General features: G+C 52.4%; 20 protein-coding genes and 9 tRNA genes. 22 read left to right on the top strand and 7 right to left on the bottom strand.

Annotated elements, in window-relative coordinates; all coding sequences use genetic code 11:
• Nucleotides 1-214: 214 nt before the first annotated feature.
• On the bottom strand, nt 215-3,007 hold the full coding sequence (locus B3P58_RS13390; RefSeq protein WP_230330284.1) for a bifunctional aconitate hydratase 2/2-methylisocitrate dehydratase: 2,793 nt from the start codon (nt 3,005-3,007) through the stop codon (nt 215-217).
• Nucleotides 3,008-3,506: 499 nt separating this feature from the next.
• Between B3P58_RS13390 and B3P58_RS13385 the strand changes: the two genes are divergently transcribed.
• Nucleotides 3,507-5,642, top strand: coding sequence for a molybdopterin oxidoreductase family protein (locus tag B3P58_RS13385; RefSeq protein ID WP_286718149.1), 2,136 nt, complete (start codon nt 3,507-3,509; stop codon nt 5,640-5,642).
• A gap of 86 nt (nt 5,643-5,728) precedes the next feature.
• The gene (pdxB, locus tag B3P58_RS13380) at nt 5,729-6,871 is read left to right on the top strand and encodes a 4-phosphoerythronate dehydrogenase PdxB (protein WP_230330286.1); all 1,143 of its coding nucleotides are present in this window, start codon (nt 5,729-5,731) and stop codon (nt 6,869-6,871) included.
• A gap of 64 nt (nt 6,872-6,935) precedes the next feature.
• Here the strand turns inward: pdxB and B3P58_RS13375 are convergent, their stop codons facing one another.
• Nucleotides 6,936-7,373 carry a hypothetical protein gene (locus B3P58_RS13375; RefSeq protein WP_230330287.1) on the bottom strand — a complete coding sequence of 146 codons (438 nt, stop codon included), beginning with the start codon at nt 7,371-7,373 and terminating at the stop codon, nt 6,936-6,938.
• On the bottom strand, nt 7,373-8,590 hold the full coding sequence (locus B3P58_RS13370; RefSeq protein WP_145468422.1) for a pyridoxal phosphate-dependent aminotransferase: 1,218 nt from the start codon (nt 8,588-8,590) through the stop codon (nt 7,373-7,375). The genes B3P58_RS13375 and B3P58_RS13370 overlap by 1 nt, the downstream gene beginning before the upstream one ends.
• A 94-nt stretch (nt 8,591-8,684) precedes the next feature.
• Here B3P58_RS13370 and msrB point away from each other — a divergent pair, with 94 nt between their 5' ends.
• From msrB to B3P58_RS13355, 3 genes are all read left to right on the top strand, one after another.
• On the top strand, nt 8,685-9,083 hold the full coding sequence (msrB, locus tag B3P58_RS13365) for a peptide-methionine (R)-S-oxide reductase MsrB (protein ID WP_230330288.1): 399 nt from the start codon (nt 8,685-8,687) through the stop codon (nt 9,081-9,083).
• A 113-nt stretch (nt 9,084-9,196) separates the two neighbouring features.
• Nucleotides 9,197-9,676 carry a glutathione peroxidase gene (locus B3P58_RS13360; protein WP_225692615.1) on the top strand — a complete coding sequence of 160 codons (480 nt, stop codon included), beginning with the start codon at nt 9,197-9,199 and terminating at the stop codon, nt 9,674-9,676.
• A 3-nt stretch (nt 9,677-9,679) separates the two neighbouring features.
• Entirely contained in the window at nt 9,680-10,147 is a 468-nt protein-coding gene (locus B3P58_RS13355; RefSeq protein ID WP_145468428.1) for a MarR family winged helix-turn-helix transcriptional regulator, read from the top strand.
• Here B3P58_RS13355 and B3P58_RS13350 read toward each other — a convergent pair.
• The gene (locus tag B3P58_RS13350; RefSeq protein WP_286718144.1) at nt 10,116-12,257 is read right to left on the bottom strand and encodes a response regulator; all 2,142 of its coding nucleotides are present in this window, start codon (nt 12,255-12,257) and stop codon (nt 10,116-10,118) included. The genes B3P58_RS13355 and B3P58_RS13350 overlap by 32 nt on opposite strands.
• A gap of 105 nt (nt 12,258-12,362) precedes the next feature.
• Nucleotides 12,363-13,106, bottom strand: coding sequence for a hypothetical protein (locus B3P58_RS13345; RefSeq protein ID WP_286718142.1), 744 nt, complete (start codon nt 13,104-13,106; stop codon nt 12,363-12,365).
• A gap of 187 nt (nt 13,107-13,293) precedes the next feature.
• Between B3P58_RS13345 and B3P58_RS13340 the strand changes: the two genes are divergently transcribed.
• The 4 genes from B3P58_RS13340 (at nt 13,294) to B3P58_RS13325 (ending at nt 13,760) form a co-directional block, all read left to right on the top strand.
• Nucleotides 13,294-13,369 (top strand) — tRNA-Glu (locus B3P58_RS13340).
• 26 nt (nt 13,370-13,395) lie between these two features.
• Nucleotides 13,396-13,471: transfer RNA gene (locus B3P58_RS13335), tRNA-Gly, on the top strand.
• A 110-nt stretch (nt 13,472-13,581) separates the two neighbouring features.
• Nucleotides 13,582-13,657, top strand: a tRNA-Glu gene (locus tag B3P58_RS13330).
• 27 nt (nt 13,658-13,684) lie between these two features.
• Nucleotides 13,685-13,760: transfer RNA gene (locus B3P58_RS13325), tRNA-Gly, on the top strand.
• Nucleotides 13,761-13,845: 85 nt separating this feature from the next.
• On the opposite strand, the gene B3P58_RS13320 is transcribed toward B3P58_RS13325, so the two are convergent.
• On the bottom strand, nt 13,846-14,247 hold the full coding sequence (locus tag B3P58_RS13320; RefSeq protein ID WP_230332321.1) for a PA2817 family protein: 402 nt from the start codon (nt 14,245-14,247) through the stop codon (nt 13,846-13,848).
• 25 nt (nt 14,248-14,272) lie between these two features.
• On the opposite strand from B3P58_RS13320, the gene B3P58_RS13315 reads away from it, so the two are divergent.
• From B3P58_RS13315 to queF, 3 genes are read left to right on the top strand one after another with little or no spacing between them, the layout of a single operon-like run.
• The gene (locus tag B3P58_RS13315; RefSeq protein WP_286718137.1) at nt 14,273-15,193 is read left to right on the top strand and encodes an ABC transporter ATP-binding protein; all 921 of its coding nucleotides are present in this window, start codon (nt 14,273-14,275) and stop codon (nt 15,191-15,193) included.
• The gene (locus tag B3P58_RS13310) at nt 15,190-15,966 is read left to right on the top strand and encodes an ABC transporter permease (protein WP_145468438.1); all 777 of its coding nucleotides are present in this window, start codon (nt 15,190-15,192) and stop codon (nt 15,964-15,966) included. Before B3P58_RS13315 ends, B3P58_RS13310 begins: the two co-directional genes overlap by 4 nt.
• A gap of 12 nt (nt 15,967-15,978) precedes the next feature.
• Nucleotides 15,979-16,800 carry an NADPH-dependent 7-cyano-7-deazaguanine reductase QueF gene (queF, locus tag B3P58_RS13305; RefSeq protein WP_286718134.1) on the top strand — a complete coding sequence of 274 codons (822 nt, stop codon included), beginning with the start codon at nt 15,979-15,981 and terminating at the stop codon, nt 16,798-16,800.
• A gap of 75 nt (nt 16,801-16,875) precedes the next feature.
• On the opposite strand, the gene B3P58_RS13300 is transcribed toward queF, so the two are convergent.
• Nucleotides 16,876-18,204, bottom strand: a complete 1,329-nt coding sequence (locus tag B3P58_RS13300) for an adenylate/guanylate cyclase domain-containing protein (RefSeq protein ID WP_230332324.1) — start codon at nt 18,202-18,204, stop codon at nt 16,876-16,878.
• A 263-nt stretch (nt 18,205-18,467) separates the two neighbouring features.
• On the opposite strand from B3P58_RS13300, the gene B3P58_RS13295 reads away from it, so the two are divergent.
• The 10 genes from B3P58_RS13295 to kdsB all read left to right on the top strand — a co-directional run bounded on the left by B3P58_RS13295 (nt 18,468) and on the right by kdsB (nt 24,138).
• A complete protein-coding gene (locus B3P58_RS13295; protein ID WP_286718130.1) occupies nt 18,468-19,019 on the top strand; it encodes a nitroreductase family protein in 552 nt (183 codons plus the stop codon).
• An 83-nt stretch (nt 19,020-19,102) separates the two neighbouring features.
• Nucleotides 19,103-19,190, top strand: a tRNA-Ser gene (locus B3P58_RS13290).
• A 363-nt stretch (nt 19,191-19,553) separates the two neighbouring features.
• Complete coding sequence (gene gltX, locus B3P58_RS13285) at nt 19,554-21,071, top strand: glutamate--tRNA ligase (RefSeq protein WP_286718128.1); 1,518 nt, start codon at nt 19,554-19,556, stop codon at nt 21,069-21,071.
• A 162-nt stretch (nt 21,072-21,233) separates the two neighbouring features.
• A tRNA-Ala gene (locus B3P58_RS13280) sits at nt 21,234-21,309 on the top strand.
• A 21-nt stretch (nt 21,310-21,330) separates the two neighbouring features.
• Nucleotides 21,331-21,406: transfer RNA gene (locus tag B3P58_RS13275), tRNA-Glu, on the top strand.
• A gap of 34 nt (nt 21,407-21,440) precedes the next feature.
• Nucleotides 21,441-21,516, top strand: a tRNA-Ala gene (locus tag B3P58_RS13270).
• A gap of 19 nt (nt 21,517-21,535) precedes the next feature.
• Nucleotides 21,536-21,611: transfer RNA gene (locus B3P58_RS13265), tRNA-Glu, on the top strand.
• Nucleotides 21,612-21,798: 187 nt separating this feature from the next.
• The gene (locus B3P58_RS13260) at nt 21,799-22,359 is read left to right on the top strand and encodes a KdsC family phosphatase (RefSeq protein ID WP_145468448.1); all 561 of its coding nucleotides are present in this window, start codon (nt 21,799-21,801) and stop codon (nt 22,357-22,359) included.
• Nucleotides 22,356-23,363, top strand: coding sequence for an NAD-dependent epimerase (locus tag B3P58_RS13255; RefSeq protein WP_225692621.1), 1,008 nt, complete (start codon nt 22,356-22,358; stop codon nt 23,361-23,363). Before B3P58_RS13260 ends, B3P58_RS13255 begins: the two co-directional genes overlap by 4 nt.
• A 7-nt stretch (nt 23,364-23,370) precedes the next feature.
• Complete coding sequence (gene kdsB / locus B3P58_RS13250) at nt 23,371-24,138, top strand: 3-deoxy-manno-octulosonate cytidylyltransferase (RefSeq protein WP_286718125.1); 768 nt, start codon at nt 23,371-23,373, stop codon at nt 24,136-24,138.
• Nucleotides 24,139-24,278 lie beyond the last annotated feature (140 nt).

Genomic DNA, 24,278 nt, shown 5'->3' with positions numbered 1-24,278 from the left:
GATCAGGTCTGAACTAATTCACATAAGCTGATTTTAAACCCGCCTAAATCCGCTCTTAAATTCAATCTGTCGTCATTGATCTTTTGTGCTTAGAAATCGTTCTTTACAGAACCTCAAAACCCAATCGTTCATTCTGGCTTAGCGCATTGGCTGAGCTTAGCCCGCTGCCTGAACCTGAAGGTCAGGGCAGTGGGCTGATTCCCTCAAAAGCTAATTAGATAGCTTTCAGAGGGATGGCTGGACGAGCCAGGTCTTTTGACGGTGGAGCGAAAGAAGTCAGGTTGATACCGTCAACCGCTGCTTTGTACTCTTCCAGAGTCGGGAAGCGACCCAGGATAGTAGACAGAACAACCATTGGGGTAGAACCCAGCAGAGACTCACCTTTCTTCTCTGCGCTGTCTTCTACAACACGGCCTTGGAACAGACGGGTAGAAGTTGCCAGAACGGTGTCACCGGCTTCGGCTTTTTCCTGGTTACCCATACACAGGTTACATCCAGGACGTTCCAGGTACAGTTGGTTTTCGTACTTGGTACGGGCTGCTTCTTTCGGATGTGCATCATCGAAAATGAAGCCAGCGTATTTCGCCAGAATGTCCCAGTCGCCTTCGGCTTTCAGCTCGTCAACGATGTTGTACGTTGGTGGCGCTACAACCAGTGGTGCCTTGAACGTGATAGGACCGTTCTTTTCCAGGTTACGCAGCATGGCAGCGATGATCTGCATGTCGCCTTTGTGAACCATGCAAGAACCAACGAAGCCCAGATCCACTTTACGGCCATCGTAGTAAGAAGCCGGACGGATTACGTCGTGGGTGTAACGCTTGGATACGTCTTCGTTGTTTACGTCCGGGTCAGCAATCATTGGTTCGTCGATGGCGTCCAGGTCTACCACAACTTCGGCGTAGTACTTGGCGTTGTCGTCCGGAGCCAGAGCTGGCTCTTCACCAGACTGGATGCCAGCAATACGCTTGTCAGCCAGATCGATCAGACCTTTCAGCATGCCAGCTTCGTTGTCCATGCCTTTGTTGATCATGATCTGGATGCGGGACTTGGCCAGTTCCAGAGACTTGATCAGGGTGTCATCGGTAGAAATACAGATAGAAGCTTTCGCTTTCATTTCTGCAGTCCAGTCGGTGAAGGTGAAGGCCTGGTCAGCCAGCAGGGTACCGATCTGTACTTCGATTACACGACCCTGGAATACGTTTTCGCCGTTGAACTGCTTCAGCATCTGCGCCTGAGTAGCGTGTACGATGTCACGGAAGTCCATGTGCGGCTTCATCTGGCCTTTGAAGGTTACTTTCACAGACTCTGGGATCGGCATTGCTGCTTCACCAGTCGCCAGAGCGATAGCAACGGTACCGGAGTCCGCACCAAACGCCACACCTTTAGACATACGGGTGTGAGAGTCACCACCGATGATGATCGCGCGGTCGTCCACAGTAATGTCGTTCAGTACTTTGTGGATTACGTCGGTCATTGAGTGGTAAACGCCTTTCGGGTCACGTGCAGTGATTACGCCGAATGCGTTCATGAAGGCCATCAGCTTAGGCGTGTTGGCCTTGGCTTTGTTGTCCCATACAGAGGCAGTGTGACAGCCAGACTGGAAGGCACCATCAACGCTTGGGGAGATGGTCGCCGCAGCCATGGATTCCAGTTCCTGACAGGTCATAGGGCCAGTAGTGTCCTGAGAACCTACGATGTTCACTTTAACGCGAACGTCAGATCCGGCGTGCAGAGGGGTCTTGGACTTAACGCCTACGGCATTGCGGTTGAAGATTTTTTCAACAGCAGTCAGGCCCTGACCTTCGTGAGAGATTTCTTTAGATGAGGCGTAAACAACCGGTGCTTCAATGCCCAGAGTTTCAGCAGCAAAAGTCTGGATCTTCTTACCGAAAGTTACGGCGTAAGAACCGCCGGCTTTCATGAATTCCACTTTTTGTGGGGTGAAAGCAGAGGCTACGTCAACCAGTACATTGCCTTCGCTGTCGAGCAGTTTCTTGGCTTTGGTGTCGATGGTCAGAACGGTGCCGGTCTTAACAGAGTAGGCTTCTTCCAGTACCGGGTCGCCGTTGGCGTCACGTACGATGTTGCCGTTTTCGTCTTTCTTCTGTACCCAGTTTTTCAGGTCCAGACCGATACCACCGGTTACGCCTACAGTAGTCAGGAAGATAGGAGCGATACCGTTGGTACCGGCAACCACAGGACGGTTGTTAACGAACGGGATGTATGGAGAGGTTTTTTCACCGGCCCACAGTGCCACGTTGTTTACACCGGACATACGGGAAGAACCTACGCCCATGGTGCCTTTCTCAGCGATCAGCATGATTTTAGCGTCTGGGTTTTCTTCGCCCATTTTTTTGATTTCTTGCTGAGCTTCAGGAGAAATCATGCACAGGCCGTGCAGTTCACGGTCAGCACGGGAGTGAGACTGGTTGCCCGGAGACAGCAGGTCGGTAGAGATATCGCCTTCAGCAGCGATGTAGGTGATAACCTTAATTTTCTCTGGGATGTCGTCCAGCTTGGTGAAGAATTCTGCTTTTGCGTAGCTTTCCAGAATGTCTTTAGCAATGGCGTTGCCAGCTTTGAAAGCGTCAGCCAGACGGCTGGTGTCGGCTTCGTACAGGAATACCTGAGACTTCAGAACTTCGCCGGCAGCGGCGTTGTTGGCGTCGTCAGACAGAGCGATGTCCAGCAGGGCTTCAACAGAAGGGCCGCCTTTCATGTGAGACAGTTGCTCTAACGCGAATTCCGGAGTGATTTCAGCAACGGTTTCTGCACCGGTTACGATGTCTTTCAGGAACTTAGCTTTAACACCAGCGGCCGGGGTAGTACCTGGCAGGGTGTTGTAGATGAAGAAGTTCAGAGAGGCTTCACGCTCTGCATTGCCGGTATCTTTGATCTGGGCAATGATTTCAGACAGCAGTTCTGCGCTATCGATTGGTTTTGGGTGTAAACCCAGCTCGTTCTTACGAACCTCAATTTCTTTCAGATATTCTGAATACAGACTCATTAGCGACCCTCTCAAAGCCTCAGTTGCAACGTATGGGCACTTTAGTCAGCAACGAGGGATTGTATGTCGTTCTGACTAAGTACCATTAAGTAAGAAGGCAGTTTCCTGAACAGACGATCAGCCCATACAGGGAGCTACCCTTTCTATAATGGCGCGGAGTATACCGGAATTATGGCGTCAGGCGCATTAGTCCCCCTGATGTGCATTATTCATAGAAGTTATGTGTGTCAGGTCCGATATTTTCCCGGTTTATCAGTGTATTCGGACGGCGGCGGATCTGATCGTCGGGGGCTTTCGGCGGTTTCTTTTTGCTGTCTTTGGGCGTGTATCTGCAGGGATGTACAGCTTAGCTGCGCCTCTTGGGGCAGCCCTGGTTGTCCGGAGTTTTGTTGTCCTGAATTTGGCACAAAAGGCCTGCTCCGAGCCATTGAGCAACAGGTATAGTCAGGAAAAACAATAATCCCGGCCTTAACCGGCGATCAGCAGCCAGGACAACAGCATGACTATTCAGACGCACAAACGCACCTGCAGCCTGTGTGAGGCTACCTGCGGTATCGAAATCCGTTACGACGATAAAACCGGTGATATCGAGTCCATCAAAGGAGACAAGTCTGATCCGTTCAGTCGCGGCTATATCTGCCCGAAGGCCACGGCGCTGCAGGATCTGCATAACGATCCTGACCGCTTGCGCAAGCCGCTGAAAAAAACCGCCTCCGGCTGGCAGGAAATTTCCTGGTCACAGGCGCTGAATGAAGCAGCAGAAGGTTTCCGCCGTATTCAGGCCAAGCACGGACGTGATGCGGTGGGCAGTTATCTTGGCAATCCCAATGTTCACAATTACGGCAATATGATTTTTGGCCCGTTGCTGCTCAAACAGCTGGGCTCGAAGAACAAATTCTCCGCGACCTCGGTTGATCAGCTGCCGCACCATATGGCCAGTTTGCATATGTTTGGCCATCAGCTGCAGATTCCGGTGCCGGATATTGACCGTACCGATTTTCTGATCGTTATGGGCGGTAATCCGCTGGCGTCAAACGGCAGCCTGATGACGGCGCCGGATATTAAAAACCGCCTGAAAGCCATCCATGAACGCGGCGGTAAAATTCTGGTGATCGATCCGCGCCGCAGCGAGACGGCTGGCGTTGCTGATGAGCACTGGTTTATCCGCCCGGGGCAGGATGTGCTGCTGTTGCTGTCGCTGCTCTATGTCTTTACCCATGAGCTGAAAGCACAGTTGCCGGCGCTGCCGGACTATATCGACAGTGCCGATCTGGCCGGACTATGTGCCCCTTATGTGCCGGAAAATACCGCTGCACGCACCGGTATAGAAGCCGCTCAGGTGCGGGCGCTGGCGGCGCAGTGGCTGCAGGCAAAATCGGCGGTCTGCTATGGCCGAATGGGGGTGTCGGTACAGCAGTACGGTGGTTTGTGTCAGTGGCTGATCAATGTGCTGAACATTGTCAGTGGCAATTTTGATCGTGCAGGCGGAGCGATGTTTACCTCACCGGCGGTGGATATTGTCGGCATTACCGCCGCGCAGGGCGGGCGCGGACATTTTGACCGCTACCGCTCGCGGGTACGGAATCTGCCGGAATTCGGTGGTGAGCTGCCGGTGGCGGTGCTGGCCGAAGAAATCCTGACGCCGGGCAAGGGACAGATTCGTGCCATGCTGACGGTGGCCGGTAATCCGTTGCTGTCTACGCCCAACACCCGACAGCTTGAGCGTGCCTTTGACTCTCTCGATTTTATGGTGTCGGTGGATTATTTCCTCAATGAAACCAGCCGCCATGCCGACCTGATTCTGCCGCCGTGTGGCCCGCTGGAGCGTGATCATTACGATGTGATCTTCAACGCGCTGGCAGTGCGCAATGTGGCCAAATACTCGACGGCTTTGTTTAAACCCAAAGCCGGCGTGCTGCAGGACTGGCAGATTCTGCTCGAACTCACTAAACGACTGAACCGCGGCGACCTGAAAAAGCGCCTGATCAACCGCCTGACCTGGGCGGTGATGGGCTGGCTTAAGCCTGAAGGCGTGCTGAATAAGATGCTGAAAAGCGGCAAGAGCGGGCTCGACCTGAATGCCCTGAAGAAGCAGCCCGAAGGTATTGATCTCGGTGCACTGCAGCCGGTGATGCCAAAGCGGCTGTTTACCCGCGATAAGCGCCTGAATCTGACCCCTGATGTGTACCTGAAGGCTCTGGCGGAGGTTGCCTCTGAACTGCAGCAGCCGTTGCTGACGGGTGATCAGTTGTTGCTGATTGGCCGTCGTCATATCCGCTCCAACAACTCCTGGTTGCATAACAGTCAGCGTCTGGTGAAGGGCAAAAGCCGCTGTACGCTGATGCTGAATCCGGCGGATGCGGAGCGACTGGGTATCGCCGATGGTGTCAGTGTGCGGGTCAGCTCCCGTGTCGCCGAGCTGGAGGTGGTGGCCGAGGTCAGTGATGAACTGATGCCCGGTGTGGTCAGTATTCCCCACGGCTGGGGGCATAACGTGCCCGGTATCCGTCTGCGTCAGGCACAGCAGGTGGCCGGAGTTAACACCAACGACCTGACCGATGATCAGCTGCTGGATGGCCTGACCGGTAACGCGGCACTGAATGGTGTGGCGGTTACATTAACGGCTGTGGCCTGAGATCAGTACTCCATGAGTTGTGGCAATTGTCATTCTTGATGGCAATTGCCACAATGGCGCCTTCCTGTTGAAAAGAGCGGACCCCAGTGCACATAGTTGCGGACGAAAACATTCCCCTGTTAAACGAATTCTTTGCGGATTTTGGCGAGATCACTCTGGTTGAAGGGCGCAGTATGACGGCGGCGGATGTCGCAGACGCCGACATTCTGCTGGTGCGTTCTGTTACCCGGGTGGATGCGCAGTTGCTGGCCGGCAGCAAGGTAAAATTTGTCGGCACGGCGACCATCGGCACCGATCATATTGATCAGGATTATCTGCAGGAAGCCGGAATCGGTTTCAAAAGCGCACCGGGCTGCAATGCGCAGGCGGTGGTCGATTATGTGCTGAGCGCGCTCAGTGTATTGGTGGACGAGCGCGGTATCGGCTTTACCGATGTCAGTGTCGGCATTGTCGGTGTGGGAAATGTGGGTCTGCTGCTGCGCCGCCGTCTGGAAGAGATGGGCGTGACCGTGCTGGCGGTTGATCCGTTCAAAGACCCGGAAGAGGTGGGTGAGCTGGTTACGCTGGACGAAGCCCTGCAGGCCGATGTGGTAACGCTGCATACGCCGCTGACCCGTGATGGCGAACATCCGACCTGGCACCTGATTGATCAGCAGCGTCTGGCGCAGATGAAGCCGGATGCCAGTCTGATCAACGCCGGTCGTGGTGCGGTGGTCGATAACGCCGCATTACTCGAGCATATGCAGAATAACCGCGATTTTGAGGCGATTCTGGATGTCTGGGAAAACGAACCTGAGCTGGACCTGAACCTGATGCACCGTTGTCTGCTGGCAACGCCGCACATTGCCGGCTACTCGCTGGACGGCAAAATGCGCGGCACCGAATATGTGTATCAGGGGTTGTGTGAGTTTTTCGGCTTGCCGGTACGGCGCAAACTGGCGCAGTTTTTACCTGAGCCGGGTGTTAAACGGGTAAATTTCTCCGATCAGGTGCCGGTTCATCAGGCATTGCGCACTGCTATTCGTGCGGCGTATGAAATCCGTGTTGATGACGGTGTAATGCGTACGGCGATGAAGCGCTCGGATAACCTCAAGGCAACCTTCGATCAGTTGCGCAAACATTATCCGCTGCGCCGTGATATTCCGACCTTGCGGGTTGGTGTTCCGGCCAAGTGTCATGACCTGCATGAAGCATTAAGTGCCGCGGGTTTTGATGTGCGTACTAAATAAATTTGCTGCAGAGCTCACATAAAAAAACCGCGCAATGCGCGGTTTTTTTATGTCTGCCGTCTGCTCAGGCCTGATGACTGAGCAGGTAGTCGCGAACCAGTTCGCCTATCCAGAGTGAATCGCCCTGCAATCGGGCAAATTCCAGCACCTGAAACACCGGTGTAATATCGCCGGAGTGTTCAATGCTCTCAGCATCGCCGCGCAGTGATTGCGGCAGGGCGGGTGCTATAAGGCGGGTAAAGGCTTTGCTGGTGAGGACAAAATCATCTACCGAATCCTGACGGTTAATGGCACCGAAACGGATAAAACCTTCTTCTTTCAGCCACTGCACTGCGCCAAGGGCAGCGAGGTGGCGGGGGCTGTGCAGGCCAAATTCGTCAACGGTATCCGGGCCTGAAATATCTTCGATAAACAGCGTTTGCTGACGCGGAAATGCGCGGAAACCACTCAGCAGAGTGGTTGCACAATCTTTGTAAAAATCGTCGATATGAACGTCGAGCATCAGAGCTGGCGGTAGCTTTCAAAAAACTGCTTGGTTTTGCCAAGAGCCAGTGTCAGGTCTTCCGGACGTGGCAGGAACACCACGCGGAAGTGATCCGGATAAGGCCAGTTAAACGCTGTGCCGTGTACAATCAGAATTTTCTGTTGCTCCAGTAAGTCGAGCACCAGACGTTCATCGTTGCGCACGTTGAATTTTTTCGCATCGACTTTCGGGAAGCAGTACAGCGCGCCCTGCGGTTTAACACAGCTGATGCCGGGAATATCGTTGAGCATTTCCCAGGCAATATCACGCTGCTGGCACAGGCGTCCGCCCGGTGCGACCAGATCGTCGATGCTCTGATAGCCACCCAGTGCGGTCTGAATAGCGTACATCGCCGGCACGTTGGCGCACATGCGCATAGAGGCCAGTAATTCCAGGCCTTCGATGTAGTCGCGGGCTTTGTGTTTGGCGCCGCTGATAATCATCCAGCCGGAGCGGAAACCGGCCAGGCGGTAATTTTTCGACAGACCGTTAAAGGTCACAATCAGCAGGTCATCGGCCAGTGATGCGGTCGATACGTGCTCAACTTCATCGTACAGAATCTTGTCGTAAATCTCGTCGGAGAACACGATCAGGTTATTCTGGCGGGCGATTTCCAGCATCTGCAGCAGCATTTCCTGCGGATACACGGCGCCGGTCGGGTTGTTCGGATTGATCAGTACCAGTGCACGGGTTTTATCGGTGATTTTGGCGCGCATATCATCAAGATCCGGCTGCCAGCCAGCACCTTCGTCACAGATATAATGCACGGCACGGCCACCGGCGAGACTGACGGCGCCGGTCCAGAGCGGGTAGTCCGGTGCCGGTACCAGCACTTCGTCGCCGTTATTCAGCAGGCCCTGCATGGCCATAACGATCAGTTCGCTGACACCGTTGCCGACGATGATGTCTTCAATGCCAACGTTCTGAATATTCTTTTGCTGCGCGTACTGCATGATGGCTTTGCGTGCAGAAAACAGGCCTTTGGAATCGGCGTAACCTTCGGAATCCGGCAGGTTATAAATAACGTCCTGAATGATTTCCTCTGGCGCATCCAGGCCGAAAGGCTTGGGGTTGCCGATGTTCAGTTTCAGAATCCGGTGGCCTTCTTCTTCCATGCGTTTGGCGGCTTGCAATACAGGTCCACGCAAATCGTAAAACACATTAGCCAATTTGTTGGATTTAAGAATTTCCTGCATGGAAGTCGCACTGCCTTTGTTGAAAGGAAAAAGAAAGCTGGCATGATACTCCTCAGATCGATGCTTCGAAAGTGGCTTATCAGGAGATCCGTCAATGAGCAAAGTAAATAAAACGGCCGAAGAGTGGCGGAAAGAACTGGATGCCGAAACCTACCGGGTAACGCGCGAAGCCGGAACGGAAGCGCCTTTTACCGGCCGCTATCACGACTGCAAAGACCCGGGTGTCTATCACTGCGTGTGTTGTGGTGAAGCGCTGTTTTTATCCGATACCAAATTTGATTCCGGCTGCGGCTGGCCGAGTTTTTTCCAGCCGCTGTCCGATGATGTTATCGAAGAGCGTATGGATACCAGCCATTTTATGGTGCGCACCGAAGTGCTGTGCCAGAACTGTGGGGCGCATCTGGGCCATGTGTTTACCGATGGTCCGGCTCCCACCGGATTGCGTTACTGTATTAATTCGGTGTCGCTGGATCTGAAGAAAGACAGCGATTAAACCCCGGGCCGTTGCTGGCCGGAAAGGTTATTAAGGGCAGGTGATACTTGCCCTTTTTTACCGATAAATATATTGTGCGCAATACTATTTTGAAAAATTAAAAGGAGAGGTTTATGTCCGTTCTTTCTCATACCATGCCGCTGCTGAGTGGTCAGGAACAGGATCTGAGTGCTTATCAGGGGCAGGTCGTACTGGTGGTTAATACCGCCAGTGAGTGTGGCTTTACCTATCAGTACGAGGGGCTTGAGTCTTTGTATCAGCAATACAAAGACAAAGGGCTGGTGATTCTGGGTTTCCCCTGCAATCAGTTCGGACAGCAGGAAAAGGGTGACAGTGCGACAATCGGCGCCTTTTGTCAGAAAAACTACGGCGTAACCTTTCCGATGTTCAGCAAGATTGAGGTGAACGGTGACAATGCTGCGCCTCTGTATCAGGAATTGAAGAGCGCGGCGCCGGGCGTGCTGGGTACCAAAGGCATCAAATGGAACTTCACCAAGTTCCTGATTAACCGTGAGGGTGAGGTGGTCAAACGTTATGCGCCAACCACTAAGCCTGAAAAACTGCAGGCCGATATTGAGCGTCTGCTGGGGTAGGCTGTGAAACGCAAAGTTTATCCGCAGTTACATCTGGATAATCAGCTGTGCTTTTCGGCCTACAGCCTGTCACGTCTGATTACCCAGGCCTATCAGCCATTGCTGAAAAAGCTGGAGCTGACGTACCCGCAATATCTGGTGATGCTGGTGTTGTGGCAGGCACAGGAAGAAGAACAGCTACCTGTATCGGTGAAATATTTGTGTGAACGCCTGTTGCTGGATACCGGAACGGTGACGCCATTATTGAAGCGCATGGAAAGCGCGGGCCTGTTATTGCGCAGTCGCAGCAGTGAAGATGAGCGGGTGGTGTTGGTGAATCTGACCACTGCCGGCTGGGCGCTGCGTGAGCAGGCGGCTTCTGTTCCGCAGGACATTCTCTGTGCGACGGCCGTCGATGCAGCAGAAGCTCTGTCGCTGAAAGAGCGCCTGCAGAGTCTGATCAGTCGCTGGCGCTGCCGTAATAATTGTTAATCCACTGTACCAGCGTTGCCTGAATCTGATCCTGAGTGAATGGCTTGCCGATAAAGTCATTCATGCCGGCGGTCAGGCACTGCTGGCGTTCGTTTTCTCCGGTCAATCCGGTCAGTGCAATGATGGGCGTCTGGCTGTTGAGAGAGTTGCGGCGTATCTGCCGTGTCGCCTCAAAGCCATCCATCACCGGCATCTGGCAATCCATCAATATCAGGTCATAACGGTTGTGGCGGGCGTGTTCTATCGCCTGCAAACCATTGTCGGCAGTATCCGGTTCAATATTCAGATTTTTCAGATAACGCTGACACAGCATGCGATTAATGGTGTTGTCATCAACCAGCAGGACCCGCAGGGTGCGCGGAGGCGCGGCGTGGTCGGGATCTGTCTGTTCAAGTAAGGCAGTTAACAGTCCGGATGCTGAGTAGCATTCGTCGTCTGTTATTTCTCCTGTTCCTTGTGGCTGCAACAGGATGCTGTGCTCGCCATGCCGGCTGCTCAGCTCGGGTTGGTCTGTCAGTAACAGGGTGTGTTTGCTGTTCATACCCTCGGCACTCTGAGGGAGTTGCCATTGTTCTGCCCAGTGCAATATTTGGGCACGGCACTGTTTATCCTGAATGGCGATATTCAGGGGATGCTGGCGCAGATGTTTGCGGATTTCCGGCAGCAGTTTTGCCAGGGGCTGGCAGCGGATATGACATAGCAGAACCGTGCCGCCATCCGGTTGGCTTTCGTAGTGCAGGTCGCCACCAGATATACGTGCCAGCTCGCGACTCAGGCCAAGACCGAAAGCGGAAGGCAGGGGCAGGTTTTCCGGGCACAGAGGCATCAGATCCTGCTCCAGCAGGGTGTCGTTAATAAACAGATCCTGCCCGGCCAGGCTGATCAGCAGCCGCTGCGCTTCATAGCGGACGCTGAGTGTCAGAGGGCCTTGTCTGCAGTGGATGATGGCGTTGCTGAGCAGGCTCAGAATCAGCAGTCTGAGGCTGCTCCGGTTAAGTAGCAGAAGATCAGCCTCACCACAGTGGCAGTCAATGTCTGCCATATCCGCCGGAATTTCCGCCAGGCAATCCGTGACTATCCGGTGGATATCGACAAGTTTCAGTTCTTGTTGGCTGCTGCTGTTTTGCAGGGTGCGCAGGTCATGCAGCAGGCCACGGATATTAGCGGCCATGGCCCGCGCATCGGCCTGATCGGTATTGCTGAGTTTGCCGATCAGCTGATCCATAGGCTCTTTCAGTAGTTGTGTCAGGGTGCTCAGCCGGGTCTGCAGAGACGATGTACTGCCGGAATGATCATCAGAAGATTGCTGCAGGCGCCGGTTCAGATGGGTCAGTGCATGGGTGCGTTTATGGATCAGCTCTTCGAGCTTGGCTGAGTAGTCGTTGATCGTCGCTTCGGCTTTGCGTTGCTGATGTATGTGATCTTTAAGCAGGCTGAGCAGGGCCGCAAACTGGTTCATCAGCTGGCCGAGTTCATTCTGACGTCTTGATTGCATACGGGTCAGATCCACCTTGTCGAGATTGTCGGCAGTCAGCCCGGTGATCTGGCGCACCAGCCGGGTCAGTGGGCTGGTAACCGCGCGATAAAAGGCAGCATAGATAAAGGTCGCCAGCAGCAGGCTGAACAGCAGGGCATTAAATAATGTGCTCCGGGTCAGGCTGCTCAGCTCGGCAATGCTCTGGCAGCGATCCAGTTCGATGATCAGTTTTCCGAGCGGGGTATTGTTGTAGCTCAGGGCTTCGATATGAATACCGGGTTCGCTGAAAATCATCATGTCCAGGGTAGAGGGCTGGCACTCGGTTGCTTCAACTGCCTGTGCCAGTTGCATACCGGTGCTGTCGATAACAATGGCTGAAATAATATTAGGGTGGCTGACAAGCCCTTCAGCCAGTTGCTGATTCAGGCGGATATTGTAGTTAAAAGTGGCCAGATTAAATGAGGGGAGGGTGCTGGCAATAATACTGGAGACAATTTGCTGCTGGCGTGTTTTCAGTGTGCTGATATTGGAGTGAATACTGATGGTGCTGATTATGCCGGCAATAATCAGCGTAACGGCCGCTGTGTTCAGAGCCAGTTGCAGAGCCAGTTTCTTTTTGACCTGAGAAAACATCTGCATTCTGTCCTTTGCGCAGGCGCTGTTTCGGGTGTATACCGGCCTGAACTTTACCTCAGATGAGGGAGCAGGCACAGGCCGTTATAACGCCACAGGCCAGCCTTAAAAGTGTTTTTTCTTCCAGGAATCATCCTCAGCATTCAGCAGGTCAGTGCCTTCCTCCAGTCTGGTGCCGCTGGCTGCGGGTTGTCGTTCATCCTGATGCTGAGTGATACGCTGCTGAATATTGTCCAGAACGGGCTTAAGCTCATCTGGCAGATTGCTGAGTTGTTGCAGGGCTGTTTCGGCTTTTTTCAGGTAGTGAATGGCCTGAGCGGGGTTGTTAACGCTGGCTGCCGCGGTCGCTTTGGAGTCAAACACGGCGATGGCAACTTTGACGTTAAGCAGTTTGGCTTCCTGTAATAACTGTTTGGCTTTATCCGTTGCCAGGTGGTGCTGTTGATGGCTGGCCCGGATCAGTTCCTGCAGCCGCTGGACTGAATGCCGTACTTCCTGTGCCTGTTTTACCTGGCCGGGCAGTTTGGCCGGTGGTCTTGGAGTGGCATTAAGCCAGGTTAAGGCGTCTTCCATTGCTTTATTGCAGCGTTTGTTGCTGGGGGCCTTCAGCAGGGCCAGTTCGCCGCCGTGATACTGAATTTCCTGAGCCATAAAATGCAGCATCGGAGCTGAAAGCCAGGGTTGAAGGCTTTCTCCGAGCATACTCAGTTCACCCATCTGATCAGAGTGGACAACCGCCAACCGCGCCCGTTCGAGGCGCTTTTGTTCCTGCCAGCGCATAAAGCCAAGCGCCCCGACGGCGGCCAAGGCTGTGAATATCGCCAGAATAACCAGACTGGTGGTGGACATGTGTTTCCTGTTTCCTTTCCTTGGCTCCGTCGGGAGTCGATGTTAAACGGGATTTGTCATAACGCCGGGAAGTTTGAGAGCTTCCGGTTTTAAACACACCTTTTGTTAGTGTAGCTGTAAAAATCTTATTTACAGGGGTTGACGACCTAAATGTCCATCAATAGAATGCGCGCTCCTTGATTGAGACGTCCCCATCGTCTAGAGGCCTAGGACACCGCCCTTTCACGGCGGTAACAGGGGTTCGAATCCCCTTGGGGATGCCATTTAATATGGCAGCTTAATAAAGTGTGCGGGAATAGCTCAGTTGGTAGAGCACAACCTTGCCAAGGTTGGGGTCGCGAGTTCGAGTCTCGTTTCCCGCTCCAATTTATGAAACTCAGGTTTCAGCGGCTTAATCGGGAAGTTGTTGATTTAAAAGAAAAAAGTTCTTGCAAATCAACAAAAGCGCAGTAAAATGCGCAGCGTGTTTAGCGATGTCCCCATCGTCTAGAGGCCTAGGACACCGCCCTTTCACGGCGGTAACAGGGGTTCGAATCCCCTTGGGGATGCCATTTAAAATGGCATAAGCAAGAAAAATTGCGGGAATAGCTCAGTTGGTAGAGCACAACCTTGCCAAGGTTGGGGTCGCGAGTTCGAGTCTCGTTTCCCGCTCCAAATTCTAAAAAAGCTGCCTTTATGGTGGCTTTTTTTATGCCCGTTGTTCAGCCTCCTGCCGCGAGGCGGCAGGGTGCGGGCTTATTCAGGCGTTGAAACCGGGGGTGGGTTTCAGCAGCAGGGCTTTTGTCGCCAGGCGGTCAAATGGCTTTTGTTCCTGATGGTGCTGAGCTTCAATCTCATCGATCTGCTGGAACAGGTCGATCTCTTCATCCGTCAGGAAGTGCAGGCAGTCGCCACCGAAGAACCACAGCAGGTCGCGGTCTATGGCGGGTGATAATTGTGGGTGATGGCTGAAGATATGGGTGATCCAATCCTGTCCCAGGGTGTAGCCTGAATCAGAATGTTGCGTGAGCTGATCAATAACCTGTGTCAGCTGATGTAGAATCTCGTCACTGATAACACCGCCTGACTGGCTCTGTGCCTTGCTCAGGCGCTCATGAACCTGCTGCAGCAGGTGGATATGATCATTCAGTCGTTCACTCATTAATACGCTCTTAAGGTTAAAAATTATGGTTCCTGCCCTCGTGGTACGAAGTTTGTCCAAGGTGTATGACAATGGCTTTCAGGCGCTGAAAGGCATTGATCTGACCGTAGAACAGGGCGATTTTTTTGCTTTGCTGGGCCCCAATGGCGCCGGCAAGTCGACCACTCTGGGTATTCTATCGGGTCTGGTGCAAAAAACATCCGGCAATGCCGAAGTCATGGGGTTTGATGTTAATACCCAGGCGTTTTCGGCGCGCCGTTATCTGGGCGTGGTGCCGCAGGAATTTAATTTTAATCAGTTTGAAAAGGTGTATGACATTGTCATCACTCAGGCTGGCTATTTTGGTCTGACCGCTGCTCAGGCAGCGCCCAATGCCGAAAAACTGTTACGTGCACTCGATTTATGGGAGAAGCGTGATCAGCAGGCGCGGATGTTGTCTGGTGGGATGAAACGCAGGCTGATGATTGCCCGTGCACTGGTGCATGAACCTAAAGTGCTGATTCTGGATGAGCCAACGGCAGGGGTTGATATTGAGCTGCGCCGTTCTATGTGGGCGTTTATGCAGGAGCTTAACCGTGCCGGTACAACCATCATCCTGACGACACATTATCTTGAAGAGGCGGAACAGTTATGCCGCAATATTGCCATCATTAATCATGGCGAAATTATACAGGCAACCAGTACGCGAAAATTGCTGAGTCAGCTTGGTACCGAGACCTTTATCTTCGATCTTAATTCTACTGTGGCGGCTGATTTTGCTCTGGCCGGTTTTGAATGTAAAAGAACAGCCGACGATTGTATTGAGGTCGTCGTGGAAAAAGGTCAGAGCATTAACCAGATTTTTGCCTTGCTGACGCAGCAGGGAATTGAGGTCCGCAGTATGAGAACTAAATCCAATCGCCTGGAAGAATTGTTTGTCGATCTGGTCCGGGGGGCAAACGCATGAGTCCTGCCCGTATTCAGTGGGTTGCTTTTTCAACCATAGTGACGAAAGAAATCCGTCGTTTTACCCGTATCTGGCAACAGACGTTATTGCCGCCGGCCATTACCATGACGCTGTATTTCGTGATTTTCGGTCAGCTGATCGGTTCCCGTATCGGCCAGATGGGTGGCGTCGATTACATGTCCTTTATCGTCCCCGGGCTGATTATGATGAGCGTTATCACCAATGCTTACGCTAATGTATCAAGCTCATTTTTCAGTAATAAATTTCAGCGCAGTATTGAAGAGCTGATGGTGGCGCCGGTTCATCCCGGGACCATTCTGCTTGGCTATGTCTGTGGTGGTATTGCCCGTGGTGTTGGTGTCGGCATTATCGTGACGCTGCTGTCTTTGTATTTTACCGACCTGCAGATTCATAATCTGTTAGTGGTGTTTCTGGTGATTTTATTGTCGGCGATGCTGTTTTCGCTGGGTGGGTTTATAAACGCGATCTTCGCCAGTAAATTCGACGATATTTCTATTATTCCGACCTTTGTAATTACGCCTTTAACCTATCTTGGTGGGGTGTTTTATTCGATTAACCTGTTGCCGGAATTCTGGCAGGGCGTATCCCTGTTTAATCCGATTCTTTATATGGTTAATACATTCCGTTACGGCATTTTGGGTGTGTCAGATGTGAATATCTGGTTCTCATTAGGAATGCTGGTGTTTTTTATTGTTGTGCTTTCGGCCTACAGTCTCTGGCTGTTGCGTCGTGGTGTCGGTATGCGGCAGTGATTGGAGTTTAAAATGGCGTCAGTAACAAGTGAACATAATCCGCTGGGCAAAGTATCGGCGTATAAAGACGAATATGATGCGTCCTTACTGTTTCCGATTGAGCGGGAGGAAAGCTGGCGGGCGCAGGGGCTGAATCGCCATGAAGTACCGTTTTACGGCGTTGATATCTGGAATGGTTACGAAATTTCCTGGCTGAATTTCAAAGGTAAGCCGGTGGTTTGTCTGGCAGAATTCCGTATCCCCGCGACCAGTCGTTTTCTGGTGGAATCCAAGTCGTTCAAACTCTATCTGAACTCTTTTAATCAGACCCGCTTTGATGATGCGGAACAGGCTCGCCTGCGTATGGCGACCGATTTATCGGCCGCAGCCCAAGGGGATGTCCAGGTGATCTTTCATGCGGTGGATGCAGATTTCCCGCGACCGCCAGTTGCTCATTGTATTGACGATCTGGATATTGAAGTGAACAGCTATGCTCTGGATGCTTCGTTGCTGAAAACAACGGACGGTCAGTTTGAAGGCTGGTTGTGCAGTCATCTGCTGAAATCCAACTGTCCGGTTACGGGGCAGCCCGACTGGGGTACGCTGTACATTTATTATCGTGGCCAGAAAATCGATGAGGCTGGCTTGTTGGCTTATATCGTTTCACTGCGTCAGCATCAGGATTTCCATGAGCAGTGTGCAGAGCGTACTTACCGTGATATTTCACTGGCGTGTAAGCCTGAATCGTTAACCGTGTATGCGCGCTATGTGCGCCGTGGTGGTCTGGATATTAATCCTTTCCGTACGTCAGAGGCTGTTTTCTCTGCGGAAAATTTCCGGCTGGTACGCCAGTAGTTACGGATTGATAACAGCAGGGCTAATTAAAAAAACAGCGGCAGATGCCGCTGTTTTTTTATGTGCGTTGCGGTTTTAAGTGTTGACCTTGCCGCGGATTTTATTGGCCGCTTTTTCGAGAGCATCGGCAACTTTTTCCCGTTCTTCTTCGCGGATTTTGTCGGATTCCAGATACAGCGAAAAGCCTTCTGACTCGTGGTTCATAAAGCTTGGGTTGGAGCCCAGATCACGGCGGTAATCCATCACCTGATACAGCGGCACCGGGTCGCGGAAACCTTTCACCATGGCACTGCCACGCTGGCGGCAGATGATTTTATCTTTAATTAAAGCGTAGGTTTCGTGCGACACCAGAATCTCACCGGCATCGGCTTCGCTTTCGAGACGGCTGGCGAGGTTCACTTCTTTACCAATAATGGTGTAATCCATACGACTTTCGGTACCAAAGTTACCCACGGTGCAGTAGCCGGTATTGATACCCATACGAATTTGCAGCGGAGCTGTCATGCCATGTTCAGCCCATTGTTTGCGCAATTTGAGCATATGGCGGCGCATTTCAATGGCCATAGACACGCAGGCAAGTGCATCGCGTTTGGTGCCTTTGCTTTTCGGGTCGCCAAAGAAAATCATCATGCCGTCGCCGATGAATTTATCGATAGTGCCGCCGTACTTGAGAGCAATGCGCGACATATCGGTAAGGTATTGATTCAGCAGGTCGGTAAAGGCTTCTGCTTCCATCTGTTCTGAAAGTGAAGAGAAACCAACGATGTCGGAGAAAAAGATAACCAGCTTCTTACGCTGGGTTTCCAGTTTAGCCTGACGACGTCCGGAGAAAATGGATTCCCACACCTGAGGGGCAACGTATTTGGATACCTGGTGAGACAGGGCCTGAAAACGCTCAACCTGGCCCTGAAATTTTTGTTTCAGGCGGATCAGATCGCGCGCCTGCCGGTTGCTGTTAAAGGCTGAAATGCCAAGGTGCAGGCCAACACCGAAGGCTGCCGTTAAAAACAGCTCGGTCGGAACCGGCGGGGCAGCTTCGTGGCCGAACAGCAAAATGCCGGCTGCGGCACCGGAGATCAGCGAAATAATGCAGAAGGCCCAGGCAGTAATGCTGCCGACAATAATAAAGCTGGTGTTGATCATGATCAGAAACAGCACAGTCAGCTCAATTGGCAGCTGGATATAGCCGAGAAATACCCCACACAGAACCGCGTCAAAATGAATCAGGAACTGCCGGGTGGAATAGGCACGCTTTTGGCGGAAAGGGCGGCTCAGAACATAGACGGCGTGGGGATAAAGAATGCTGACTACCGCCACAACAATGGCCTGATCTTCAAAATAACCCTGCAGGATGCCCATTAAAACCGTGACGGCAGCGACCCCATAGCCCAGAATCCGGGCCATGTAATCTTGCTTTGGTAATGTGGTTTCAGCGAAATGGGACGGGTCCTGACGGTTAGACATTGTGAAGGCCCGAAAAAATTGTTGTTCTTATAATGGGTGACACGGTTCGACCAGCGGCAATGATTGAGAACATCTATATACCCAGAATAAGACAGCTCAGCAAGTGCATGACGGCTAAGTCAGGCTTTTCATTAAGGGCCGCGACTTTACAATAGACATATGACGAAAATATTGATTTGGGTGCGCCTATGGATGCTTTACGAATGTTGACTGAACGAGTGTCCTCTCCGCAACTGACAGGACCGGACATTACGCGACAGCAGCAGGAGGTGTTGCTGCGTGCAGCGCTGCGGGCGCCAGATCATGCCTGGTTGCGTCCCAGCCGCTATCTGTTGGTAGAAGGCGACGACCGGCGCTTGCTCGGAGAATGTTTCCTGCAGGCAACGCCGGACTGGCAGAGTCTCAGTGCAGAAAAACAGCAAAAATTACTCAATATGCCATTGCGGGCGCCGCTGCTGATTGTTGCGGTCAGCCGTATTCAGGAACATCCGAAGGTACCACGTGATGAGCAGCTGCTGTCGACCGGTGCGGGGGTGCAGAATATCCTCAATGCAGCCTGGGCAATGGGGCTGGGGGCTATCTGGCGGACCGGAGATATGGCAACCAATCCAAAGGTTGCCGAAGCTCTGGGTCTGGAAGCTTGCGATGTCATTGTCGGTTTTGTCTATATCGGTCATATCAACGGCAGCCTGAAGCAGCCTCCGGAATTGCCGCTGGACGATTTTGTTACCCGCTGGAAGGCGAAATCGTCATAAAAACAAGCAATTAGCGCTGGATGGGTGTTGACGCTCAGGTCGCTGCTGCGTATAGTACGCGGCCTCTGAGCAGTGCTCAGTTAGGTGAGGTGTCCGAGTGGCTGAAGGAGCACGCCTGGAAAGTGTGTATACCGCAAGGTATCGAGGGTTCGAATCCCTCCCTCACCGCCACTAATTTTAAAAACCGCGCACTTGCAAAAGTTCGCGGTTTTTTTATGTCTGAAACTTTGCGCCAAGGGCGGTGAGGGAGGGTGCCGAACCCTCGTGGGTTCGTACCGAGCGCAGCGACAAACGCCCGGAGCCTGCGACGGCGTTCATCCCGACCGGGTTTATGCTGTGGCGTGGTCGGGATATCCCTCCACTTTCTCTCGTCGGCCACTCATTCTGAAAACCGCATAGTCGTCAGGCTCTGCGGTTTTTATGTTCGCGGTTTGTTATGTGCAGCGCTTGGCAATGCAGCAGACCGGTGCGTTATGTGCGTGAATTCTCTATAATCCTCCGCCTTAAATCCGCATGTCACAGAGAACATCATTTATGACGGTCCGCACCCGTGTTGCACCTTCGCCTACCGGCGATCCGCACGTAGGTACTGCCTACATCGCTTTATTCAATCTGGCTTTTGCCCGCCAGCATGGCGGCCAGTTTATTCTGCGTATTGAAGATACCGATCAGGCACGCAGTACTCCTGAATCTGAGCAGGCCATTATGGACAGCATGCGCTGGCTGGGTCTGGAATGGGATGAGGGTCCGGATGTCGGTGGTGAATTTGGCCCTTATCGCCAGAGCGAACGCCGTGATGTGTATCTTGAGCACGTGCAGAAGCTGCTCGACAGTGGTCATGCCTTTAAGTGCTACCGCACCGCTGAAGAGCTGGATGCTCTGCGTCTTGCCCGTCAGGAGCAGGGTTCACTGACTGCACTCAAGCCTTCCGATCTGCTGCTGCCCGCCGATGAAGTCGCCCGTCGCGAAGCGGCAGGTGAGCCTTATGTGGTGCGTATGAAGGTGCCGGAAGAGGGCGTGTGCGTGGTGGATGATATGCTGCGCGGTGCGATTGAACTCGACTGGGCTCAGGTCGATGCGCAGATTCTGCTGAAATCCGATGGTATGCCGACTTACCACCTGGCTAACGTGGTGGATGATCATCTGATGAAGATCACCCACGTTATCCGTGGCGAAGAGTGGATCAGCTCTGCGCCTAAGCACAAGCTGCTGTACGAATACTTCGGCTGGGATATGCCGCACCTGTGCCATATGCCACTGCTGCGCAACCCGGACAAGAGCAAGCTGAGCAAGCGTAAAAACCCGACCTCGATCCTGTTCTACGATCGCATGGGCTACATGCCGGAAGCGCTGCTTAACTATCTGGGCCGTATGGGCTGGTCGATGCCGGATGAGAGTGAAAAGTTCACCCGTGATCAGATGTTTGCCAACTTTGATATCAAGCGCGTATCCCTTGGTGGGCCGGTGTTTGACGTTGAAAAACTGCGCTGGCTGAATAGTCTGTGGGTGCGTGAGCTGGATGCTGAAACCTTCGCTCAGCGCTTTGCGGCCTGGGGTTTGCGTCCGCAGAATATTCTGCCGGTGATTCCACATGTGCAGCCGCGTATCGAGACCTTCTCCGATGTTGTACCGCTGGCCGGGCATTTCCTGTCGGGGCTGACGCCGCTGGCGCCCGCCAGCTTTGAGCATAAAGCCTATGACGAAGAGCGTCTGCTGACCGTGCTGCAGTTTGGCTTATGGCAGCTGGAGGAGATCCGTCACTGGAGTAAAGAAGACATCGAAGCGCGCCTGTTTGCTCTGGCGCGCCTGCTGGACATTAAGGTCCGCGACTTCCTGTTCCCGTTCTTTATTGCTATTGCCGGTACCTCGGCCACCATTTCCGTACTCGACAGCATGGCGCTGCTGGGGCCGGATATGAGCCGTGCGCGTCTGCGTCATGCCATTGATGTGCTGGGCGGTGTTGGTAAGAAGAAAGCCAAGAAGATGGAAAAGGACTACCAGCAGCTGTCAGCAGCGATTGCTGTTGAACTGAGTGTTGCGGCAGAGCCCTGATTTGCTGCGCCCGCTCATTCTGTCCGTCAGGGCGGGGTGGGTGGGCTGCAATGCCGGTTACGTCGGCTAAGTTATTGTTTCAGAAAATTTTTTTGCTCATTTCGGTTGTCATAGGTTGACAGTACAGAAGGGCGTAAGTAATATTCGCGCACGTTTTGAGACGGGGCCTTAGCTCAGCTGGGAGAGCGCAACACTGGCAGTGTTGAGGTCAGCGGTTCGATCCCGCTAGGCTCCACCAAATTCTCAAAGCAGTCCTTGTGTCCCCATCGTCTAGAGGCCTAGGACACCGCCCTTTCACGGCGGTAACAGGGGTTCGAATCCCCTTGGGGATGCCACTTTTGCATAAGCCTTTCAGGCTGTACTGCATACGGGGCCTTAGCTCAGCTGGGAGAGCGCAACACTGGCAGTGTTGAGGTCAGCGGTTCGATCCCGCTAGGCTCCACCAATTTTTTGTTCGTCCTTGTGTCCCCATCGTCTAGAGGCCTAGGACACCGCCCTTTCACGGCGGTAACAGGGGTTCGAATCCCCTTGGGGATGCCATTTTTCTGACCGCTTCAGGTCATTATCTTCGTATTAATAACTCATATTTTTTTGCTGTTACAGGCTGGCTTCTCTGCTGCTTTGCCATAACACTGCTTCGTTAAACGCGTTACAATAGCGGCAAAATTCTGGTTTGTTGCTCTATGCATCAGTCAGGCTCCCGTACAGGCGTTGTCAGGATGCGGTTATGGTACATATTCCTAATGTGGTTAAAGAAAAAGCCCGCGCTATTAAAATGGTTGTGTTCGATGTTGATGGTGTTCTGACCGACGGCACGCTGACCTATTCGGCGGATGGCGAACAGGTGAAACACTTTAATGTCAAAGATGGCGTCGGTATTAAGTTGCTGGATAGCTATGACATCGTGACCGCTATTATTTCTGCCAAAGAGTCTGCACCACTGGCGCGTCGTGCCGCAGATCTGGGAATTAAACATTTCTTTCCGGGCACCAAAGATAAATGGGCGGTGTTATCTGCCTTAATGGATGAGTTGTGGTTTGAACCTGGCGAAGTCTGTTATGTCGGCGATGATGTTATTGATTTGAAAGTGATGAAAAAAGTCGGTTTAAGCATTGCGCCAAAAGATGCCTTCTGGATGGTGAAAGACCATTCCGATTTAATTACTGAAGCCGAAGGTGGTCGGGGCGTTGCCCGCGAAGTGGCCGATATTATACTCGGCAGTCGTATGCCGCTGGACGAAGCTTATATCAAGGCCATGCTGCCTGAGTTTGAGGATAAAAAAATATGAAAATTCTGGTAACCGGTGCGGCCGGTTTTATCGGTGCTTTTACCAGTAAGCGCTTTGTTGAGCAGGGTCACGAAGTTATCGGGATCGATAACCTGAATGACTACTACGACGTGAATTTAAAGCACGGGCGTCTGGGCTGGTTGGCTGAACAGTCCGGTTTTACCTTTAAGCAGGTCGAACTTTCTGACCGTGCTGCGGTTGATGCGGTGTTTGCCGAGCATAAATTTGACCGTGTTGTGCATCTGGCGGCACAGGCTGGTGTGCGTTATTCCATTACCAATCCGCATGCCTACGTCGACAGTAATTTAATTGGTTTTGTGAATATTCTTGAAGCCTGTCGTCATAATGAAGTAGGGCATCTGGTTTACGCCTCGTCCAGCTCGGTCTATGGCCTGAATACCAAAATTCCGTACAGCACCTCTGACCGGGTTGATCATCCGGTATCGCTGTACGCCGCGACGAAAAAATCCAATGAATTAATGGCGCACACCTATGCCCATCTTTATGGTTTGCCGGTAACCGGTCTGCGCTTCTTTACCGTGTATGGCCCCTGGGGACGTCCGGATATGGCGTACTTCAGTTTTACCCGCGATATTCTCGAAGGCAAAACCATTAACGTCTTTAATCATGGCAAGATGCAGCGCGACTTTACCTATGTCGATGATATTGTCGAAGGTGTAACCCGTATCACCCAGAAAATTCCTCAGGGTGTGAGCGGCTGGACGCCGGAAAGTGGTGACTGCTCGCGCAGTTCTGCGCCTTATAAAATTTACAATATTGGCAACCATAACAGCGTTGAGCTGGGCACCTTTATAGAAACCATCGAAAATGTGCTGGGTAAAAAAGCCAATAAAAACTATATGGAAATGCAACCGGGTGATGTATTGGCGACCTATGCCAATGTTGATGATCTGGTTGAAGATGTTGATTTTGCTCCGAACACACCGCTGGCAGAAGGCATTGAACGTTTTGCCCGCTGGTACCGTGATTTTTATAAGGTATAAGCAATAAATGGCTGATTATAAAATTGTGATTCCGGCCCGCTATGGCTCCAGTCGTCTGCCGGGTAAGCCGCTGATTATGCTGGCCGGAAAGCCCATGATTCAGCATGTTTATGAACGTGCGCTGGCAACCGGTGTGCAGGATATTGTGATTGCCACCGATGACGAGCGCATCCGCGATGCGGCTCTGGCTTTTGGTGCGGATGTGGTGATGACCTCACCGGATCATGAAAACGGTACTGAACGTATTGCTGAAGTTGCGCAGATTAAAGGCTGGGATGCTGAGGCTGTGATTGTGAACCTGCAGGGCGACGAGCCACTGATCCCACAGTCTTTAATCGAGATGACCGCTGCCAGTCTGCTGGAAAATCCGCAGGCAGGGATGAGTTCTGTCTGTACACCGTTAAAGCATGCGGCAGACGCATTTGATCCGAACGTGGTGAAAGTGGTGCTGGATCGGGCGCATTTTGCTATGTACTTCAGCCGTGCTTCGATTCCCTGGGATCGTGATGCCTATAAAATCAGCACAGAGCAGATGACCGGTAAAATGCCGGTGTACCGTCATATCGGTATGTACGGTTACCGCGTGTCCTTTCTGCAGCAGTACACCCGTATGGAACCCTGTGCGCTGGAAGCTACCGAATCTCTGGAGCAGCTGCGCGCACTCTGGTACGGCGTAAAAATCCATATGTCGGTGATCGATCAGGCGCCGGGTCATGGCGTTGATACTCAGGATGATGTGGTGCGGGTTGAAGAACTTTTACTTGGCCTGAACTGAGTTATTTTTCTTTTTTGCGCTTTATCAGCTTAAAAATGGCTGCAGTGTCCGACACTGCAGCCATTTTTTTAGATACTTTTCTTTCTGTCTGGGCTATTTTTAGCCTGTAAGTCTTTGAAAACAGAGGTTTAAGGCTCTTT

The sequence above is a fragment of the Thalassolituus sp. UBA2009 genome (genome assembly GCF_002335285.1).
GTDB lineage: Bacteria > Pseudomonadota > Gammaproteobacteria > Pseudomonadales > Oceanobacteraceae > Venatoribacter > Venatoribacter alkanivorans.
The sequence above is the reverse complement of the archived record's forward strand: the minus strand, read 5'-3'. Positions and strand labels throughout refer to the sequence as shown.

Bases quoted from the DNA above. Each gene is read 5' to 3' on its own strand.
- B3P58_RS13310 (WP_145468438.1), top strand. From the start codon at position 15,190: ATGAGTCCTGCCCGTATTCAGTGGGTTGCTTTTTCAACCATAGTGACG.
- B3P58_RS13315 (WP_286718137.1), top strand. From the start codon at position 14,273: ATGGTTCCTGCCCTCGTGGTACGAAGTTTGTCCAAGGTGTATGACAAT.
- B3P58_RS13370 (WP_145468422.1), bottom strand. From the start codon at position 8,590: ATGCAGGAAATTCTTAAATCCAACAAATTGGCTAATGTGTTTTACGAT.
- B3P58_RS13385 (WP_286718149.1), top strand. From the start codon at position 3,507: ATGACTATTCAGACGCACAAACGCACCTGCAGCCTGTGTGAGGCTACC.
- B3P58_RS13320 (WP_230332321.1), bottom strand. From the start codon at position 14,247: ATGAGTGAACGACTGAATGATCATATCCACCTGCTGCAGCAGGTTCAT.
- B3P58_RS13300 (WP_230332324.1), bottom strand. From the start codon at position 18,204: ATGGCCCGGATTCTGGGCTATGGGGTCGCTGCCGTCACGGTTTTAATG.
- B3P58_RS13390 (WP_230330284.1), bottom strand. From the start codon at position 3,007: ATGAGTCTGTATTCAGAATATCTGAAAGAAATTGAGGTTCGTAAGAAC.
- kdsB (WP_286718125.1), top strand. From the start codon at position 23,371: ATGGCTGATTATAAAATTGTGATTCCGGCCCGCTATGGCTCCAGTCGT.
- msrB (WP_230330288.1), top strand. From the start codon at position 8,685: ATGAGCAAAGTAAATAAAACGGCCGAAGAGTGGCGGAAAGAACTGGAT.
- B3P58_RS13345 (WP_286718142.1), bottom strand. From the start codon at position 13,106: ATGTCCACCACCAGTCTGGTTATTCTGGCGATATTCACAGCCTTGGCC.
- B3P58_RS13260 (WP_145468448.1), top strand. From the start codon at position 21,799: ATGGTACATATTCCTAATGTGGTTAAAGAAAAAGCCCGCGCTATTAAA.
- B3P58_RS13360 (WP_225692615.1), top strand. From the start codon at position 9,197: ATGTCCGTTCTTTCTCATACCATGCCGCTGCTGAGTGGTCAGGAACAG.
- B3P58_RS13295 (WP_286718130.1), top strand. From the start codon at position 18,468: ATGTTGACTGAACGAGTGTCCTCTCCGCAACTGACAGGACCGGACATT.
- B3P58_RS13350 (WP_286718144.1), bottom strand. From the start codon at position 12,257: ATGTTTTCTCAGGTCAAAAAGAAACTGGCTCTGCAACTGGCTCTGAAC.
- queF (WP_286718134.1), top strand. From the start codon at position 15,979: ATGGCGTCAGTAACAAGTGAACATAATCCGCTGGGCAAAGTATCGGCG.
- B3P58_RS13375 (WP_230330287.1), bottom strand. From the start codon at position 7,373: ATGCTCGACGTTCATATCGACGATTTTTACAAAGATTGTGCAACCACT.
- gltX (WP_286718128.1), top strand. From the start codon at position 19,554: ATGACGGTCCGCACCCGTGTTGCACCTTCGCCTACCGGCGATCCGCAC.
- B3P58_RS13255 (WP_225692621.1), top strand. From the start codon at position 22,356: ATGAAAATTCTGGTAACCGGTGCGGCCGGTTTTATCGGTGCTTTTACC.